This is a genomic window from Myceligenerans crystallogenes (assembly GCF_039529775.1).
Classification (GTDB): domain Bacteria; phylum Actinomycetota; class Actinomycetes; order Actinomycetales; family Cellulomonadaceae; genus Myceligenerans; species Myceligenerans crystallogenes.
On record NZ_BAAANL010000004.1, the window covers coordinates 72,483 to 89,773 of the forward strand.

Sequence of the window (17,291 nt, forward strand, 5' to 3'; positions counted from 1 at the left end):
GACGGCTTGAATCGGTAGGATCGATGACAGCGATATACCACGCCTATGTATAGGGCTGCAGGCCGACCGGCCCCAGCCCCGGCCCTCGTCGAAACGGAGCAAAACCCCATGACCCGCATCCGCCCCCTCGCCTCGGCGGCCGCCGCCTCCCTCGCGCTGCTCGCGCTCGCGGCATGCTCGTCCGGCGGCTCCGGTTCCGGCGACGACAACGGCCTGGGCCTGGTGAAGGACGGCGTCCTCACCGTCGCGACCGAGGGTACCTACCAGCCGTTCAGCTACCACGACGACTCGGGCGAGCTCGTCGGGTACGACGTCGAGGTGGCACAGGCCGTGGGCGAGAAGCTCGGCCTGGAGGTCGAGTTCGCGGAGACCCAGTGGGACGCGATCTTCGCCGGGCTGGACGCGGGCCGGTTCGACACGATCGCCAACCAGGTCACGATCACCCCGGACCGCGAGGCGGACTACGTGTTCAGCGACCCCTACACGGTCTCGCGCGGCGCCGTCGTCGTCACGGAGGACAACACCGACATCGGCTCGTTCGAGGACCTGGACGGCAAGAAGACCGCGCAGTCGCTGACCAGCAACTGGCGCGACCTGGCCGAGGAGTCCGGCGCCGAGATCGAGAACGTCGAGGGCTGGGCGCAGTCGGTCTCGCTGCTGCGGGACGGCCGCGTGGACGCCACGATCAACGACACCCTGACCTACCTCGACTACGAGAAGCAGCAGGGCGGCGAGACCGGCCTCAAGATCGCCGCCGAGACCGACGAGACGTCCGAGTCCGCGTTCGTGGCCAAGCCCGAGCGCGAGGCGCTGGTCACCGAGATCACCGGCGCGCTCGGCGAGCTGCGCGAGGACGGCACGCTCGCCGAGCTCAGCGAGAAGTACTTCGGCGAGGACGTCTCGGAGTGACTCCCGGGCAGCACCCGATCGTGAAGCCGGGAACCTGACGTGACGGAGCAGATCGACTGGCAGCTCGCCCGGGACTCCTTCTGGCCGATCCTGTCGGGCGGGCTGACCGGGACGATCCCGCTCACCCTCGTCTCGTTCGCGATCGGCCTGGTGATCGCGCTGTTCGTGGCGTTGCTGCGGCTCTCCCCGAACGTGGTCCTGGCCGGGATCGGCACGGCCTACGTGTCGGTGATCCGCGGTACGCCGCTGCTCGTGCAGCTGTTCATCGTGTTCTACGGGCTGCCGAACCTCGGCGTCGTCGTCGACCCGTGGCCGAGCGCCATCATCGCGTTCTCGCTGAACGTCGGCGGCTATGCCGCCGAGATCGTGCGCGCGGCGATCCTGTCGGTGCCGCGCGGGCAGTGGGAGGCCGGGTACACGATCGGCATGTCGACGGCGCGCACCCTGCGGCGGATCGTGCTGCCGCAGGCGACGCGCGTGTCCGTGCCCCCGCTGTCGAACACGTTCATCTCGCTGGTCAAGGACACCTCGCTGGCGTCGACCATCCTGGTGACGGAGCAGTTCCGCAAGGCGCAGGAGATCGCCGCGAGCAACACCGACCAGTTCATGCTGCTCTACGTGGAGGCGGCGCTGATCTACTGGATGTTCTGCACGGTGCTGGCGACCGCGCAGGGTGCGATCGAGAAGAGGCTGGACCGCTATGTCGCGCACTGAGGGCACGCACGACGCCGGGAGCACCGGTCCCGGAACGCCCGCGGATCCGCTGGAGCCCGGCGCCGTCGGGCACGGCACTCCCCTGCTGACCGTGCGTGGCCTGCACAAGTCCTTCGGGGACAACCACGTGCTGCGCGGGATCGACCTGGACGTGCGGCGCGGGCAGGTGACGGCCCTGATCGGGCCGTCCGGATCGGGCAAGACGACGCTGCTGCGCTCGCTCAACGGCCTCGCCGTGCCCGACGCCGGCACGATCGTGGCCGAGGGCGTCCCCGGTCGCCGGCTCGCCCTCGACTTCTCGCGGAAGGTCACCGACCGCGAGAAGTTCGCCCTGCGCGACCTGTCGGCGATGGTGTTCCAGCAGCACAACCTCTTCCCGCACCGCACGGTGCTGCAGAACGTCGTCGAGGGGCCGGTCCAGGTGCAGCGGGAGCGGCGCGCCGACGCCGTCGAACGCGCGCTGGTGCTGCTGGATCGCGTGGGCCTGGCCGGGAAGCGCGACGCGTACCCGCACGAGCTGTCCGGCGGCCAGCAGCAGCGGGTGGGGATCGTGCGGGCGCTCGCGCTGCGGCCGGAGCTCCTGCTGTTCGACGAGCCGACGTCGGCGCTGGACCCGGAGCTCGTCGGCGAGGTGCTGACCGTGATGAAGGAGCTCGCGGACGAGGGCTGGACCATGGTCGTGGTCACCCACGAGCTGCAGTTCGCGCGCGCGGTGGCGGACGAGGTGCTGTTCCTCGACGAGGGCGTCGTCGTCGAACGCGGGGATCCGGCACGGATGTTCCTTGAACCGGCGCAGGAACGTACCCGGCAGTTCCTGCGGAGGCTGCTGCATCCCCTGGAATAGCGGCGCGGGGCCGTTCCGGCAGGGCCGTGGTCAGGGCCGTTGCGCCGGGCCACGGGAAATTTCACCCATCGCCAGTGGGTGAAGTTCGGCTATTTTCATGTCGCGTTCCCTCAGGACCTGGTGAAGTTGGGGATGCTGACCCGTGGTGAGCAACCTCAGATTTGCCAGCGCATGACCGATTGCCTCCCAGGAAGACGAATGACTGAAGCAACAGCGCCCGAGACACCGCCCACCCTGCTGTGGACGGACGCTTTTCCCTGGCTCGGCACCGTCCCGGGCCTCGACGCCAATCAGCCGGATCCCCGGTGGGCGGCACCCATCGCCGACACCCCTGACTCCAAGCTGAACGAGGTGGCGCACGAGGTGGCCCTGCTGGCGATCAGGTATCGCCCGGACAGCCACGTCGCGTCCGTCTTCCCCCGGCTCCCCGCCGAGCTGAACCTCCAGAACGTCGACATCCCCGCCCGGCACAAGAACGTGCTGCGGCGCCACGAGCTGGCGACCGCGGGCGACCTCGCGAAGATCACGGTGACGGAGTTCCTCGAGTCCTGGTCCGTGGGCCCGCGGGTCCTCCAGGGCATCTTCGCCGCCCTGGTCGAGGAGTCGCTGGCCTCGACCATGAGCGGCGCCACGTCGGAGTAGGGCCGGCCCGCGCGGGGCAGGGCCGGCCCCGGCCCTACCCCGCGGCGCCCCGGCGGCGCGCCCGGCGCCACCGTTCCGGCACCGGCAACCCGCCGCGCGCCGTCCACGGCGCGGCGGCGGGACGCGTCAGCGCTGTTCGCCCGGGTAGGCCAGGCCGATCTGGCCGCGGATCTCGTCGAGGGTGCCCATGATGGCGACCGTCTCCGCGAGCGGGAGGATCTCGCCGTCGGTCTTGCCCTCGGCGACGAGGCGTTCCGCCTCCAGCGCCTGGAAGTGCATGCCGCGGCCGGTCACCAGGCCCTCGCTCGAGAACTCGTCGGTCACGTTCCCCTCGGGGTCGATCACGCGGAACGACGTCGGCGTGAACCACCAGGAGTCGATGTCGATCCGGCCGTCGGTCCCCAGGATCGACGCCGTGACCGGCCCGCGCGTGTCCGACGCCGAGATGGTCGTGGCCAGCCGGCCGCCGTCGTACCCGAAGATCGTGGCGATCGTGGCGTCCGCGCCGGTCTCCTTGAACGTCGCGTGCGACTGGACGGTGAGCGGCTCGCCGAGGATGTCCCAGGCGAAGGAGATGGGGTAGATCCCCAGGTCGAGCAGGGATCCGCCGCCGAGCTCCAGGGCGTTGATGCGGTGGGCGGGGTCGTCGGGCAGGTCCTGGCAGTGGTCGGCGATCACGGTGCGGACCTCGCCGAGGGTGCCCGCGGCGAGGATCTCGCGGATGCGGGCCATGTGCGGCAGGTAACGCGTCCACATGGCCTCCATCGCGAGCAGGCCCTTGGCCTCCGCGAGCGCCGCGAGCGCCTCCGCCTCGCCCTTGTTCAGGGTGAACGGCTTCTCGACCAGCACGTGCTTGCCGGCGTTGAGCACGAGCGCGGCATCGGCGGCGTGCATGGGGTGCGGGGTGGCGACGTAGACGATGTCGACCTCGGGGTCCGCGACCAGGTCCTCGTAGGAGCCGTGCGCGTTCGGGATCCCGAACTCGTCCGCGAAGGCCTGGGCCTTGCCGGCGGAACGCGAGCCCACGGCCTGCACGGTGAAGCCGTTGTCCTTGAGGTCACTGGTGAAGGCGTGGGCGATACCGCCCGTGGCGAGGATGCCCCAACGCAGGTGTGTCATACGGGCGAGCGTAACGGTGGACGACGACGCCGCGTGCGGCGTCTCCCGGACGCCGGCAGGCGGCGTCCCGAACCGATCTCCTCCGGGGGAGGCTCCCGTCGTGGCTAGGCTGGGGCGGTGGCTCGGAGGACTTCGAAGACGGTGACCGCTCCCCTGCTCGATCCCGTGGTGCTGGAGGATCTGGCCGCGGGGGATGCCTACGATCTGGAGCCCGGCGCGGACCTCGAGGGGTTCGAGTTCCTTGATCTGCGGGTCGACGCCGTGGAGCTGGCCCGGGCGAGCGTGTACGGGTCGCGCTTCGTGGGTCTGCGGGCCGACGAGGCGGAGCTGGGCACCGCGAAGCTGAGCGAGTGCGTGCTCGAACGCCTCGACGTGCCCGTGCTGCGCGGGGTGCGCGGCCGGTGGCGCGACGTCGAGGTCCGGGGCGCGCGGCTCGGGTCGGCGGAGCTGTACGAGTCGACCTGGGACTCCGTGCGCTTCGTCGACTGCAAGCTGGGTTTCGTGAACCTCCGCGGCGCGCAGCTGCAGGACGTCGTCTTCGCCGACTGCACCATCGACGAGCTCGACCTGGTGCAGGCCACCGCCTCGCGGGTCGCGTTCACCGGAACCCGGGTCGGCGGCCTCGACGTCCAGGGATCGGCCCTGCAGCACGTCGACCTGCGCGGCGCCGAGCTCCGCGAGCTCCGGGGGATCGAGTCCCTCGGCGGCGCCACGATCGACTCCGGCCAGCTGGCGTCGCTGGCTCCCGCCCTGGCGGCGGCACTCGGCATCACCGTCGTCGACTGAGCCCGGCGTCGATGGACCGCCCTCGTTCCCGGTAGCCCGGTTTGTTCCGACGCTGAGATCAGTCGACAAGCCTGTACCGAGAGCCCTTGACGCCTTGGCCGCCCATCACCTCGACCTCCCTGTTCTCCCGGAGCTTCATGAGTGCCCAGCGAAGCTTCGCAGCGGTGAGTCCGGTCTGCTCGCCGAGTTCCTGGAAGGTCAGGGCCCTGCCGGACAACGCATCGAGGACCACGGCGGCATTCCTCGTTCTCATGCCGCCGCCTGTGTCCGCGTCCTGTGACGACGGCGGCTCGTCGGCCGCATCGTGTGGGCGACTGTTCTCTGGTTCGGCGACAAGCGCCCTGTTCAACCGGTACTGGGTCGATCCTCGATCTCCGACGACCTCGGCGAGCCCCGCGTCCACCAAGCCCTGTAGGTAGACCCGTGCCACCACCGAGTCCATGGGGAAGTGCTGTCGCAACTCGCGATTGGTCCAGGCCACACCGTGTCGCATCGAGGCGAGGACATGCCGCTGCACGTCATTCAGCCGGGCACCCGCCGCAACCCGCGAGATCCATTCGATGTCCGCCGGGTTGAGCAGAGCGTGGTTCGGGACGAGCACCGTGAACGCGATGCCGTTGTCGACGAACCGCGGCCGCGTCATCCCGGCGGAGTCCAGTGAGTCGAGGACCGCACGGATCCCGGTGCCGAGCCCTTCGATCACGCGCCGGCCGTCTTGGGTCATGACGTTCTGAAGGATGCGAACGAGCGCTTCGTTCCGCCGCGCAGTCGGCCCGACCGTACCGAGCCTGCCGACCGTCATCGACCAGAGGCCGCCCGGGTTGGCGATCACCAGTTGATTCTTCGTCAGCCGCAACGAGATCGGCTCGTTGTTCGCGTGCGGACCGAGATCGCGGTGAACCAACGCATTGGCGATAAGTTCCCGTACGGCCTTGATCGGATAGGTGTGTACGTCGCGGCCGTGCCCGTCAGCTCCGAAGACGATACGGGTGGCAGTGTTCCGCACGACCCACCGGACTGCGTCGTCCAGCATGTCGGGAATCGGGCCGTCGAACCGCGCACGATCAGCGACCCTGATCTCGGGATCGTCAGTTCCGTCAGGCAGCACCATCGCAGCCTCGATCCCAAGGCTCGGATACCACCGCTGCGGGTAGTCACCGAGTGCGAGCAGACCCGCCAAGGTGAGCTTCCCGTCGCTCGTCATGACGCCGGCGTTCAGAAGAATCTCGTCGTCCGTGTACTTGTTCATCCGTCTCGACTCGTTGCGCATCGTCGCCAGGAAGAAGTCGGCGAGGGCCTTGTCGAGCGCCTCAGGTCCCGCATCCACGGGCGTGAGGTCGAAGGTCGGCTTCGATCGCGTGGCGATGAAACGCTGCACCTCGTTGTCGGCCAGCTCGTAGTCGCCGTCGTACGACCGCACGTACGACTTCCGGTTGGCACGGATCATCGCGGGCTTCTCGGACGGCGGGGTCTCGTGCACATGGCCGACGACGACGGTGGTGCCCTCGAAGTCGACGGTCGAGATGTCGATCTTCACCGGTGGCTTCATGGCATCGCGCGCCAGCGACGCCAGGGCCTTCTGGCACTCGGCGACGTCGTATACGCCAACCGGTGCGAAGTCCGCTGATTCGTCGAGGCCCAGCACGATGGTGCCGCCGCCCGGCTTGTTCGTCATCGCGGACACGGTTGAGGCGAGGTTCTTGGGAAATCCGCCGGAGGCACGCTTGACCTCGATGTCCGCCGTATCACTCCGTTCGTCACGGAGAAGGGCCACAATCTCTGAGAGCTGAGGAGCAATCACGCCATCCATTATCACACTCTGCCACTCGGACTCGCGCTTTGAATCGCACTTTGACTCGCGCTCTCACACTATGACTCACACTTTTGGTGTACGGCTCGCACCCTGGCGGGCGCTCAGCCGTATGTCCCACACCGTCAGGATGACCGCGGCCAGCACGAAGACCGCGCCCGCGACCGGGATCAGGTGCGGGCCCCACTGCGCGACGACGAAGGCGCCCAGGGCGGCGCCCGAGGCGATGCCGAGATTGAAGACCGAGCTGTTCAGCGCCGTCGCCATCTCGGTGGCGCCCGGGGCCGTCTGCATGGACAGATGCGCGGCGACCGGCGGGACGAAGCTGAACGACATCCCCCACAGCAGCATGCCGACGACGGCGGCCCACGGGACCGCCCCGAACAGCTGCAGGACGACGAGGAACACCGTCACCGCCGCCCCGCCGCCGGCGAGCGTCAGCCACGGCCAGCGATCGAGCACGAACCCGGCCAGGAGTGTTCCGACCAGACCGGCGCCACCGCTCGCCAGGAGCAGCGCCGAGAGCCACCGGTCGTCGAACCCGGCGACCTCCAGCATGAACTCCGTGATGAAGGTGAGCCACGCGAACGATCCTGTGACCAGAAGGAACGTCACCACCAGCAGCACCACGAACCGGCGTCGGTCCGGATGCGTGCCGCGTGACGTGTCGTCGCGCGCCTCCGAGCCGTCCGGCATCGTCAGCAGGATCGCCGCACAGGCCAGCGCGCTCACCGCCGCGATGACCAGAAAAGGCACGCGCCAGGTGGTCAGCTGCCCAAGCCAGGTTCCGAACGGGACGCCGAGCATGGGCCCGAGGGAATTCCCGATGGTGAGCCGCGCGATCATCTTTCCGCGCACCTCGCGCGGGAACATGCTCGCCGCCGCGGGCATCACGATCGCCCAGAACAATGCCTGGCCCAATGCGGTGACGACCCGGGAGGCGAGCAGATCCCAGTAACCCACCGCGAGCCCCGACCACACCAGTCCGGCCGCGCAGACCGCCGTCGTCCCCGCGAGGACGGCGCGCCGGCCGAACCGCCGCGTCAGATGCGCCAGCGGCACGGTCGCGATCACGACGACGACGGCGTACGCGGTCACCAGCAGCCCGATCTGCGAGGTGGAACGCTCCAGGCCACGGGCCATGATCGTCAGCAGGCCGCCGGGCAGGCTCTCTGCCGTGACGAACATGAAGGCGGAGGTGGACAGCGCGATCAGTGCTACGAGGGCACGGCGTTGCGCCGCCTTTTCGGCAGCGTGCGAGGGCATGATCGCGGGGGGTTCCGGGGAGGGTCGCATCGATTCGACAGTCTGGCACAGGGCGGCAACCGTTTTTCCGTCGTCCCACCATCTGGTGAATCGTGAAAACCCGGCGAAATGCTATGTGGCGGCTTTCCGCCGTCGATAGTGGCGGGTTTCCGCCTTGTTTCCCTTGGGGTCGAGATGCAGTAACGTGCCATTCGCAACATTCCTGAAACGGAACGGTGATTGGGTCCTGTACGGACGTCGTGGTCCGTGCCTGGCCCGTCGTCAGCGCCTCCGGCTCTCGTGGCCGGGGGTTCTCACACCCCGGAGGAATCCATGAATCCACGAATCAGCGCAGCCGGCGCTGGCGCGGCTCTGCTGCTCACGAGCGTGCTCGTGCCGGCAGCCGCCGTCGCCGCGCCGAGTGTGTCGGAGCCGGACCCGGCGTCGCACGCTCACGAGCACTCGGACGACCGTCCCGACGCCCTCGCCGACAAGCAGCGTGAGCGCAAGATGGACGCCGTCGAGATGGTCGCCACCGGCGAGGCCGAGGTGACCACCCGCGGCAAGGGCGACCGGAGGTCCGAGGTCGTCAAGATCGCCCCGGGCGAGTACGTCGAGTACGGCACCCAGGAGACGGCACAGCTGCTCACCTTCCTGGTCGAGTTCGGCGACGGCGAGGGCTCGTCGTTCTTCCCGGACAGCCCGGCGGGTCCGCTGCACAACGAGATCCCCGAGCCGGCGGCCGACGACAACTCCACCTACTGGGAAGCCGACTTCTCGCGCGCCCACTTCATGGACATGTTCTTCACCGGCGAGAACACCGGTGAGTCGTTCCACGACGTCTACGACGAGATGTCCTCGGGCCGTTTCGACCTCCAGGGTGACGTCTCCGACTGGGTCACCGTCCCGAACCGCGCCTCCTACTACGGCGGCGGCGACGAGGAGGGCGGCGAGACCGGCACGTCCATGACCGCGTTCATCCAGGACGCCGCGAACGCCTGGTACGAGCAGCAGGTCGCCGCCGGCAAGACCCAGGCCGAGATCGAGGCCTACCTCGAGTCGTTCGACATCTGGGACCGGTACGACGTCGACGGCGACGGCATCATCAACGAGCCCGACGGCTACATCGACCACTTCCAGGCCGTGCACTCCGGCGAGGGCGAGGAGGCCGGCGCCGAGCCGTGGGCCATCTGGTCGCACCGCTGGGCGGTCAACCAGGGCGGTCTCGGCACCGACGGTCCCGCGGACTTCCCGAAGCTCGGCGGCATCAAGATCGGCGACACCGACCTGTGGATCCGTGACTACACCACGGAGCCGGAGAACGGCGGCCTCGGCGTCTTCGCGCACGAGTTCGGTCACGACCTCGGCCTGCCGGACTACTACGACACCTCCGGCGGCGAGAACGGCACCGGCTTCTGGAACCTCATGAGCAGCGGCTCGTGGCTGGGCCACGGCGAGAAGGCCGGCAACATCGGCACGACGCCGGACCACATGGGCGCCCACGAGAAGCTCTTCCTCGGCTGGCTCGACTACGAGACCGTCCAGGCGGACGAGGCCGGCTTCGTGAAGCTCGGGCCGTCGTTCCACGCCACGACCCGCGCGCAGGCCGCGCTGGTGAACCTGCCGGACGGCACCGCCCAGGTCTCGACCGGCATCGACCCGCTCGACGGCAACTACGCCTTCTCCGGCACCGGCAACAACATGAACTCGCCGTACACCTCGGCGTCGTTCGTGGTGCCGGCCGGTGCGCAGCTGTCCGCTCAGGTCAACTACGACATCGAGGCGGGCTACGACTACGCCTTCGCCGAGGTCTCGACCGACGGCGGCTCCTCGTGGACCTCGCTGTCCACGAACCTGTCGACCGACGACGACCCGAACGGCACCAACCCGGGCGGCGGCATCGACGGCACGTCCGAGGGCTGGGTCGCGCTGACCGCCGATCTGGCGGCCTATTCGGGCCAGACCGCGCAGCTCCGCTTCCGCTACACCTCGGACGGCGGCACGAACGGCAAGGGATTCGCGGTCGACGACGTCGCCGTGGGCGACGCCCTGACCGAGGACTTCACCGACGCGTCGGGCTGGACCGGTGACTGGACCGTCACGAACGGCACGATGGAGCAGACGTTCTCGCACTACTACCTGGCCGAGCACCGGGTGTACGGCGGCTACGACGTCACGCTCAAGGAGGGCCCGTACAACTTCGGCTGGGCGCAGTCCAACCCGAACAAGGTCGAGCACTTCCCCTACCAGGACGGCCTGCTGATCTGGTACGTGAACGGCCTGTACGGCGACAACAACACCAAGACCCACCCGGGTCACGGCGAGGCGCTTCCGGTCGACTCCCGGCCGGCCCCGCTCAAGTGGAGCAACGGCTCGATCGCCCGTAACCGGATCCAGACGTTCGACTCGACCTTCGGTATCAAGAAGACCGACCCGATCTCGCTCCACCAGGAGACGACGGCGGGCGCCTTCACGCTGAAGACCAGGGCCCCCAAGCAGGTCCGCGTCTTCGACGACACGGACCCGAACGCCTACTACGACCCGGCGAACCCGGGCCACTCGACGATCGTCGGCGGCACCGGCACCCGGATCGCCGTCCTGGACCAGGACAGCGCCAACGGCCACATGACCATCTACGTCGGCCGCAGCTGATCACCTGACAGCCGCCGTCAGCCCGCGTCCCCTCACCAGGGGGGCGCGGGCTGACGTCGTTCCCGGGCCGTTCCCGCCCACGGCACCGGCGGCAACTCGATGGCCTCGCTTCACCTGGGGTTCATCCCGGGCCGGTTAGCTGGGCGGGCACCTCATCCGTCATCCCCCAAGGAGCACCTATGCGCCGCCCAGTCCTGCGCACCGCGGGTCTCGTTCTTGCCGCCGCCCTGGTCACCGGCGGTGGCGCGGCCGTCGCCGCGACCGCCCCGGACGACGACGGCGCCGCTGCCGCCGGGTCCGCCGCCACGACGTCGTCGTCCCGCGCGAAGAGCCTGCGCGTGGCGACCTACAACCTGTCGCTGAACCGCAACGCCGACGGGCAGCTCGTCAGCGACCTGTCGACCGGCGCGAACACCCAGGCGCAGGTCGTCGCCGAGGTCATCCAGCACGCGCGGCCGGACGTCGTGCTGCTCAACGAGTTCGACTTCGACGCCGCCGGCCGGGCCGCCGACCTGTTCCGCGAGAACTACCTCGAGGTCGCCCAGGGCGACGCCCGGGCGATCGAGTACCCGTACGCGTTCGTCGCGCCGTCGAACACCGGCATCCCCTCCGGCTTCGACCTGAACAACAACGGCGTCGTCTCCGGCGGCGACGACGCGCTCGGCTTCGGTGTGTTCCCGGGCCAGTACGGCATGCTCGTGCTGTCGAGGTACCCGATCGACACGCGTCACGCGCGCACGTTCCAGAACTTCCTGTGGCAGGACATGCCCGGCGCCCTGCTCCCGCAGGACCCGGCCACGGGCCTGCCCTGGTACACCGACGAGGAGCTCGCGGTGCTGCCGCTGTCCTCGAAGTCGCACTGGGACGTCCCGGTCCGCGTGGGCCGCGAGACGGTGCACGTGCTGGCCGCGCACCCGACGCCGCCCACGTTCGACGGCGCCGAGGACCGCAACGGCCGCCGCAACCACGACGAGATCCGCTTCTGGGCGGACTACGTGTCGGGCGGCCGGACGGCGTCGTACGTCTACGACGACAAGGGCCGCCGCGGCGGCCTCGGGCGCGGCGAGTCGTTCGTGATCGTGGGCGACTACAACGCCGACCCGGCCGACGGCGACTCGTACGACAAGGCGATCGACCAGCTGCTGGAGCACCGCAGGATCCAGGACCCGGCGGCGACGTCGGCGGGCGCGGCCGAGGCGGCCGCCCTGCAGGCGGGCGCCAACACGACCCACACCGGCGACCCGGCCCTCGACACGGCGGACTTCGCCGACACGGCGCCCGGCAACCTGCGCGTGGACTACACGCTCCTGAGCCGTGACCTGCGGGTCCGCGACGCGTCGGTGTTCTGGCCGGCGTCCGGCGAGCCGCTGTCCCGCCTCACGGGCGTCTACCCGTTCCCGAGTAGCGACCACCGCCTGGTCTCGGTGGACGTGCGCTTCTGATCCGGGCCGGCAGTCAGAGCGGTACCGAGGGAGCGGGTCCTGGTCGGGGCCCGCTCCTTCGGCGCGTCGGCGGTCCTGCGGATCGCGCTGCCCGTGGCAGATCGGCGATCACGGGAGACCGGCCGCGGCCCGCGGGATCCGGCGGTTCGTTCGCCCGGCCGGGCGCGGATCCCTGCCCGGTAGGGAATACTGCCCGAATGGTTCGCGTCGTACGGGTGCTGAGTGTGCTGGTGCTGCTGTCCGTCGCGGGGTGCGGCGGGCCGGGCGAGGGGGCGCGGCCGTCCGCGCCGTCGGAGGCCTCGGGGACGACGACGCCGTCCGCCTCCCCCGCACCGCCGGCGCCCGCCACGCCGGACCCGTCGCCCGGCCCCACCACCTCGGAGGGCACCGTGACCCCCTCGCCCCGCCCCGCGCCGTCGGACATCGACGAGCTGCTGGAGAAGATGACGCTCGAGGAGAAGGTCGGGCAGATCATCATGGTCGGCGTGCCGGTCACGGGTGAGCTGGAGACGCCGGCCGCGGTGATCCGGGACCATCACGTGGCGAACGTGTTCCTGCACGGGCGCACGGAGGCGGGCCAGGCTCCGATGCGGGAGCTCGTGGACGAGGTGACGGCCGTGGGCGCCGCGGCGAACCCGCGCGATCCGCTCATGCTCGTCGCGACCGACCAGGAGGGCGGCCTCGTCCAGGTGCTGCGCGGACCGGGGTTCAGCGAGATCCCGAGCGCCGTGGAGCAGGCGGAGCTGTCGCCGGGGGAACTGCGACGAGAGGCGCGCCGGTGGGGGCAGGAGCTGGCCGACGTCGGCGTCAACCTCAACCTGGCGCCCGTCGCGGACGTGGTGTCGCGCGAGACCGCGGCGTCGAACGAGCCGATCGGGGCGATCCAGCGGAACTACGGTTTCACGCTGAGGTCGGTGACCGAGGGTTCGGTCGCGTTCGGTGCCGGGATGCGCGCCTCCGGTGTGGCGACGACGCCGAAGCACTTCCCCGGGCTGGGGCTGACGCTCGGGAACACCGACACCGCGGCGAAGGTCGTCGACACCGTGACCGGGCGCGACGCGAAGTCGGTGCGGGCGTTCCGGGGGAACGTCGAGGCCGGCGCGGAGTTCGTCATGATGTCGTCGGCGTACTACGAGCTGATCGACGCGAGGAACCCCGCCCTGTTCAGCCCCGCCATGGTGCGGCTGCTGCGCAAGGACCTGGGATTCGACGGCGTCGTCATGACCGACGACGTCTCCGCGGCCGCCGCCGTCCAGCCCTGGCCCGCGGGCGAGCGCGCCGTCCGCGCGGTCGAGGCGGGCGTGGACCTGGTCCTGGCGTCGGCGGACCCGACGACGGCGGGCCCCATGGCGGAGGCCCTGGTCACCCGGGCGAAGTCCGACCCGCGGTTCGCCGACCGCATCGACGAGGCGGCCGCCCGCGTCCTCCGCGCCAAGTCCGCCCTGGGCTAACCCTCGAACGTTCGCGGTGCGACCACGAGGTTGTCGGGTATCGGCCGAGTGCCGATCACGGAAACCTCGTGGTCGCGCGGCAAACCTCGGTCCGCGACCACGCCGGGCACGTCAGCCGGCCAGGCCCAGGGTCTGCAGGATCCAGGCGTGCTCGAACGCGATCTGCTCCCAGGTGGCGTAGCGGCCCGAGACGCCGCCGTGGCCGGCCTGCATCTCGATCTTGAGGAGCGCCGGGGCGCCGGCCGCGCGGAGGCGCGCGACCCACTTGGCCGGCTCGACGTACATCACGCGCGTGTCGTTGAACGACGTCGTGGCCAGGATCTGCGGGTAGTGCGCGGCGTCGTCCGGGATGTTCTCGTACGGCGTGTACGACTTCATGTACGCGTACACCTCGGGGTCGTGCAGCGGGTCGCCCCACTCGTCCCACTCGGTCACCGTCAGCGGCAGCGACGGGTCGAGCATCGAGGTCAGGGCGTCCACGAACGGCACGCCCGCGAGGACGCCCCCGAACGCGTCCGGCGCGAGGTTCAGCGCGGCGCCCACGAGCAGGCCGCCCGCCGATCCGCCGTCGGCCACGATGCGGTCCGGCGTCGTCCAGCCCGACGCCGCCAGGTACCGCGCGCACGCCACGAAGTCGGTGAACGTGTTCCGCTTGGTGCCCAGCTTGCCGTCGTCGTACCAGTGCCGGCCCATCTCGCCGCCGCCGCGCACGTGCGCGATCGCGAAGACGACGCCGCGGTCGAGCAGCGAGAGCCGTGGGATCGAGAAGTACGGGTCGAGCGACATCTCGTAGGCGCCGTAGCCGTAGAGCAGCACGGGCGCGGGGGCCGACGGCGCCCCGTCGGCGCCGGACAGGGCCGTGGTGTCCCTGCGCCAGACGAGCGAGATCGGGATGCGCGTGCCGTCCTCCGCGACGGCCCACTCGCGGCGCTGCGCGTACTCCGCGGCGTCGTAGCCGCCGAGGACCGGGGTCTGCTTCAGCAGCGTGCGCTCGCCCGTGGCGACGTCGTAGTCGTAGACGCCCGACGGCGTCGTGAACGTCGTGTAGCCGACCAGCAGGTTCGGCTGCTCCCACACGCCGACGCCCGCGCCGACCGACTCCAGCGGCTGGCCGAACGTCATCTCCTCGAACTGCCAGCGGCTGCCCACGGCGGTCACGGCCACTCCGGACGACGCCGTCGCGGGCGCACCCGACTCCACGAGCTGGGGGCGGATCGCGGGCGAGCCGGCCCCGCCGTCGTCCAGGCGCAGGATGCCGCTGCGGCTGATCGCCCCGCGGCGGTAGTACAGGACGAGGTAGCGTGCGGACGCCGAGATGCCCTCGAGGCGCACGTCCTGGTCATGTGGCACGACGACGTCGCCCCAGCCCGCCAGGCCCTCGCCCGGCGCCGGCACGTCGGCGACCGTCAGCTCGAAGTTCTCGGCGTTCTCGTTGTGCAGGATCAGCAGGACGTCGCGGCCGGGCGCACCGGCGGGACCCGCCGACACGCCGTCGTCCGTCGCGACGACGCTCGCCACCGGCGTGCTCTGGGGCAGCACCGCGTGCTCCACCGAGTACTCCACGCCGTCGACGCGCGGGCGCACGCAGCGGAACTCGCCGGCCGGGTCGTCGGCCTCGAGGATCCAGCACTCGCTGGTGACCTTCGAGCCCAGCTCGATGATCAGGTACTTCCGGGAGCGGCTGACGCCCGCGCCCATCCAGTACCGCTCGTCGGGCTCCTCGAGGACGAGCACGTCGTCGCCGTTCGGCGTGCCGATGCGATGCCGCCACAGGCGGTGCGGGCGCCAGGCCTCGTCGAGGGTCTGGTAGAAGACGTGCACGCCGTCGGGGGCGAAGAACGCGCCGGAGGCGGTGGCCTCGACGACGTCGTCCAGGTCCGCACCGGTCGTCAGGTCGCGAACGCGCAGCGTGTAGCGCTCGTCGCCCTCGGTGTCCGTGGCGTACAGCAGGAGGCGGCCGTCCTCGGACACGTCGAACGTGCCGAGCGAGAAGAACTCGTGGCCGGCCGCCTCGGCGTTCTGGTCGAGCAGCACCTGCTCGCCGGGCACGGGCACGCCGGGCTCGAGGACGCGCGGCGTCCAGTCGGCCGGGTCCGTGACCTCGTAGCGCGCGTGGATCGGGTACTCCTTGCCCTCCTCGGTGCGGGAGTAGTACCACCAGCCGCCGTCGCGCGACGGCAGCGACAGGTCCGTCTCCTGGGTGCGCGCCTTGATCTCGTCGAAGATCGACTGGCGCAGGGGGCGCAGGTGCTCGAGACGGGCCGCCGTGTACGCGTTCTCCGCGGTCAGGTGCGCGACGACCTCCGGGTCGTCCTTGGCGCGCAGCCACTCGTACTCGTCGGTGAACACGTCGCCGTGGTGGGTACGTGCGACGGGGCGGCGTGCCGCGGCCGGCGGCGTGTCGGTCTGGTCCACCCGGTCAGCCTACGGCCCTGTGCAGGCCACAGCCCGAAAACCGGTGAAACGTGGTCAACCCGTTTCTGCGGCGCGGGCGACGGCCGCGACGAACGCGTCGACGTCCGCCTCGGAGGTGTGCCACGAGCACATCCAGCGCGCGACGACGCGGTCCGGCGTCTCGCCGGCGGACCAGTCGTGGAAGCGTGCCTGTTCACGCACGACGGCGGCCGCCTGGCGGGGAAGGCTCGCGAAGACGACGTTCGCCTCGGTGGGGTGGACGACGCGGACGACGCCGCCGGGCAGCGCCTCGACACCCGCGCGCAGGCGGGCGGCCATCGCGTTGGAGTGGCGGGCGTTGCGCAGCCAGAGGGGGTCGGCGCCGCTGCCGGGCTCGCCCAGGAGCGCCAGGAGCTGGGCGGAGACGAAGCGCGTCTTCGAGGCGAGCTGCATCGTCTGCTTGCGGAGGTACGGGACGGCCGCCGCGAGGCCGCCGGCCGGGCCGCCGGTGGCGAGCGGGTGGGCGGGAGCGAGGGTGGCGGTGCCCGCGGTGGCGTCGGCTGCGGCGTCGCCGTCGGGCCTGACGGCGTCGAGGACGACGACCGCCTCGCCGATCATGCCGCCGTTCTTGGCGGCGCCGAACGACAGCAGGTCGACGCCGGCGTCGGTGGTGAGCTCGCGCAGGCCCGTCCCGAGGAACGCGGCCGCGTTGGCGAGGCGCGAGCCGTCGAGGTGGACGAGCATGCCGAGCTCGTGGGCGGCGGCCACGAGCGCCTTGAGGTCCTCGGGCGCGTAGACGGTGCCGAGCTCGGTGGACTGCGTCAGGGAGAGGACGGCGGGCTGCGCTCGGTGGGGGTTGCCGCGGTCGCCGGCCCACGCGGCGACGTCGTCCACGGTGATGCGGCCGTCCGTGGACGAGCGGGTCAGGAGCTTGAGGCCGCCGACGCGCTCGGGCGCGCCGTTCTCGTCGGTGTTGGCGTGCGCGACGTCGCTGAGGACGACGCCGCCCCAGCGCGGCGCGGCTGCCATCAGGGAGATCACGTTGGCGCCGGTCCCGTTGAGCACGGGGAAGACCGTGGCGCCGGGGCCGAGGACGTCGCGGACCCGCGCCTCGAGCCGCGCGGTGACGGGGTCACCGCCGTAGGCGGGAACGGAACCGTCGTTGGCGGCGACGACGGCGTCCATCACTTCCGGGTGGACGGGCGCGTGGTTGTCCGAGGCGAAGTCGAGCACGCGCCCATTATCCGCGCCGGACCGCGCGGCAGGGGCCTCGCGTACGAAGC

13 protein-coding genes are annotated in these 17,291 nt (G+C 70.7%); 8 read left to right on the forward strand and 5 right to left on the reverse strand.

What is annotated here, in order from left to right; translation table 11 throughout:
- Window positions 1-108: 108 nt before the first annotated feature.
- The 4 genes from ABD208_RS10630 to ABD208_RS10645 all read left to right on the forward strand — a co-directional run bounded on the left by ABD208_RS10630 (window position 109) and on the right by ABD208_RS10645 (window position 3,109).
- Window positions 109-909, forward strand: a complete 801-nt coding sequence (locus ABD208_RS10630) for an amino acid ABC transporter substrate-binding protein (RefSeq protein ID WP_344102448.1) — start codon at window positions 109-111, stop codon at window positions 907-909.
- Between the two features lie 51 nt (window positions 910-960).
- Window positions 961-1,623 carry an amino acid ABC transporter permease gene (locus ABD208_RS10635; protein WP_344103224.1) on the forward strand — a complete coding sequence of 221 codons (663 nt, stop codon included), beginning with the start codon at window positions 961-963 and terminating at the stop codon, window positions 1,621-1,623.
- Window positions 1,610-2,467 (forward strand): amino acid ABC transporter ATP-binding protein, encoded by an 858-nt coding sequence (locus tag ABD208_RS10640; protein ID WP_344102450.1) that lies wholly within the window; start codon window positions 1,610-1,612, stop codon window positions 2,465-2,467. The genes ABD208_RS10635 and ABD208_RS10640 overlap by 14 nt, the downstream gene beginning before the upstream one ends.
- A 198-nt stretch (window positions 2,468-2,665) precedes the next feature.
- Window positions 2,666-3,109: a hypothetical protein gene (locus tag ABD208_RS10645; RefSeq protein ID WP_344102451.1), complete on the forward strand. Its 444-nt coding sequence runs from the start codon at window positions 2,666-2,668 to the stop codon at window positions 3,107-3,109.
- A gap of 126 nt (window positions 3,110-3,235) precedes the next feature.
- Here ABD208_RS10645 and ABD208_RS10650 read toward each other — a convergent pair whose 3' ends face one another.
- The gene (locus ABD208_RS10650; RefSeq protein ID WP_344102452.1) at window positions 3,236-4,228 is read right to left on the reverse strand and encodes a Gfo/Idh/MocA family protein; all 993 of its coding nucleotides are present in this window, start codon (window positions 4,226-4,228) and stop codon (window positions 3,236-3,238) included.
- 117 nt (window positions 4,229-4,345) lie between these two features.
- On the opposite strand from ABD208_RS10650, the gene ABD208_RS10655 reads away from it, so the two are divergent.
- Window positions 4,346-5,014 carry a pentapeptide repeat-containing protein gene (locus ABD208_RS10655; protein WP_344102453.1) on the forward strand — a complete coding sequence of 223 codons (669 nt, stop codon included), beginning with the start codon at window positions 4,346-4,348 and terminating at the stop codon, window positions 5,012-5,014.
- A gap of 58 nt (window positions 5,015-5,072) precedes the next feature.
- Here ABD208_RS10655 and ABD208_RS10660 read toward each other — a convergent pair whose 3' ends face one another.
- Both ABD208_RS10660 and ABD208_RS10665 read right to left on the reverse strand, forming a co-directional pair.
- Complete coding sequence (locus ABD208_RS10660) at window positions 5,073-6,824, reverse strand: ATP-binding protein (protein WP_344102455.1); 1,752 nt, start codon at window positions 6,822-6,824, stop codon at window positions 5,073-5,075.
- Window positions 6,825-6,890: 66 nt separating this feature from the next.
- Window positions 6,891-8,120 (reverse strand): MFS transporter, encoded by a 1,230-nt coding sequence (locus tag ABD208_RS10665; protein ID WP_344102457.1) that lies wholly within the window; start codon window positions 8,118-8,120, stop codon window positions 6,891-6,893.
- 282 nt (window positions 8,121-8,402) lie between these two features.
- On the opposite strand from ABD208_RS10665, the gene ABD208_RS10670 reads away from it, so the two are divergent.
- The 3 genes from ABD208_RS10670 (at window position 8,403) to ABD208_RS10680 (ending at window position 13,614) form a co-directional block, all read left to right on the forward strand.
- Complete coding sequence (locus tag ABD208_RS10670; RefSeq protein WP_344102460.1) at window positions 8,403-10,721, forward strand: immune inhibitor A domain-containing protein; 2,319 nt, start codon at window positions 8,403-8,405, stop codon at window positions 10,719-10,721.
- 179 nt (window positions 10,722-10,900) lie between these two features.
- Window positions 10,901-12,163, forward strand: a complete 1,263-nt coding sequence (locus tag ABD208_RS10675; RefSeq protein ID WP_344102462.1) for an endonuclease/exonuclease/phosphatase family protein — start codon at window positions 10,901-10,903, stop codon at window positions 12,161-12,163.
- A gap of 197 nt (window positions 12,164-12,360) precedes the next feature.
- Window positions 12,361-13,614 carry a glycoside hydrolase family 3 N-terminal domain-containing protein gene (locus ABD208_RS10680; RefSeq protein ID WP_344102465.1) on the forward strand — a complete coding sequence of 418 codons (1,254 nt, stop codon included), beginning with the start codon at window positions 12,361-12,363 and terminating at the stop codon, window positions 13,612-13,614.
- Window positions 13,615-13,725: 111 nt separating this feature from the next.
- On the opposite strand, the gene ABD208_RS10685 is transcribed toward ABD208_RS10680, so the two are convergent.
- Window positions 13,726-16,029, reverse strand: coding sequence for a S9 family peptidase (locus ABD208_RS10685; protein ID WP_344102467.1), 2,304 nt, complete (start codon window positions 16,027-16,029; stop codon window positions 13,726-13,728).
- A 54-nt stretch (window positions 16,030-16,083) separates the two neighbouring features.
- Window positions 16,084-17,241: a threonine aldolase family protein gene (locus ABD208_RS10690; protein WP_344102469.1), complete on the reverse strand. Its 1,158-nt coding sequence runs from the start codon at window positions 17,239-17,241 to the stop codon at window positions 16,084-16,086.
- Between the last annotated feature and the right edge of the window lie 50 nt (window positions 17,242-17,291).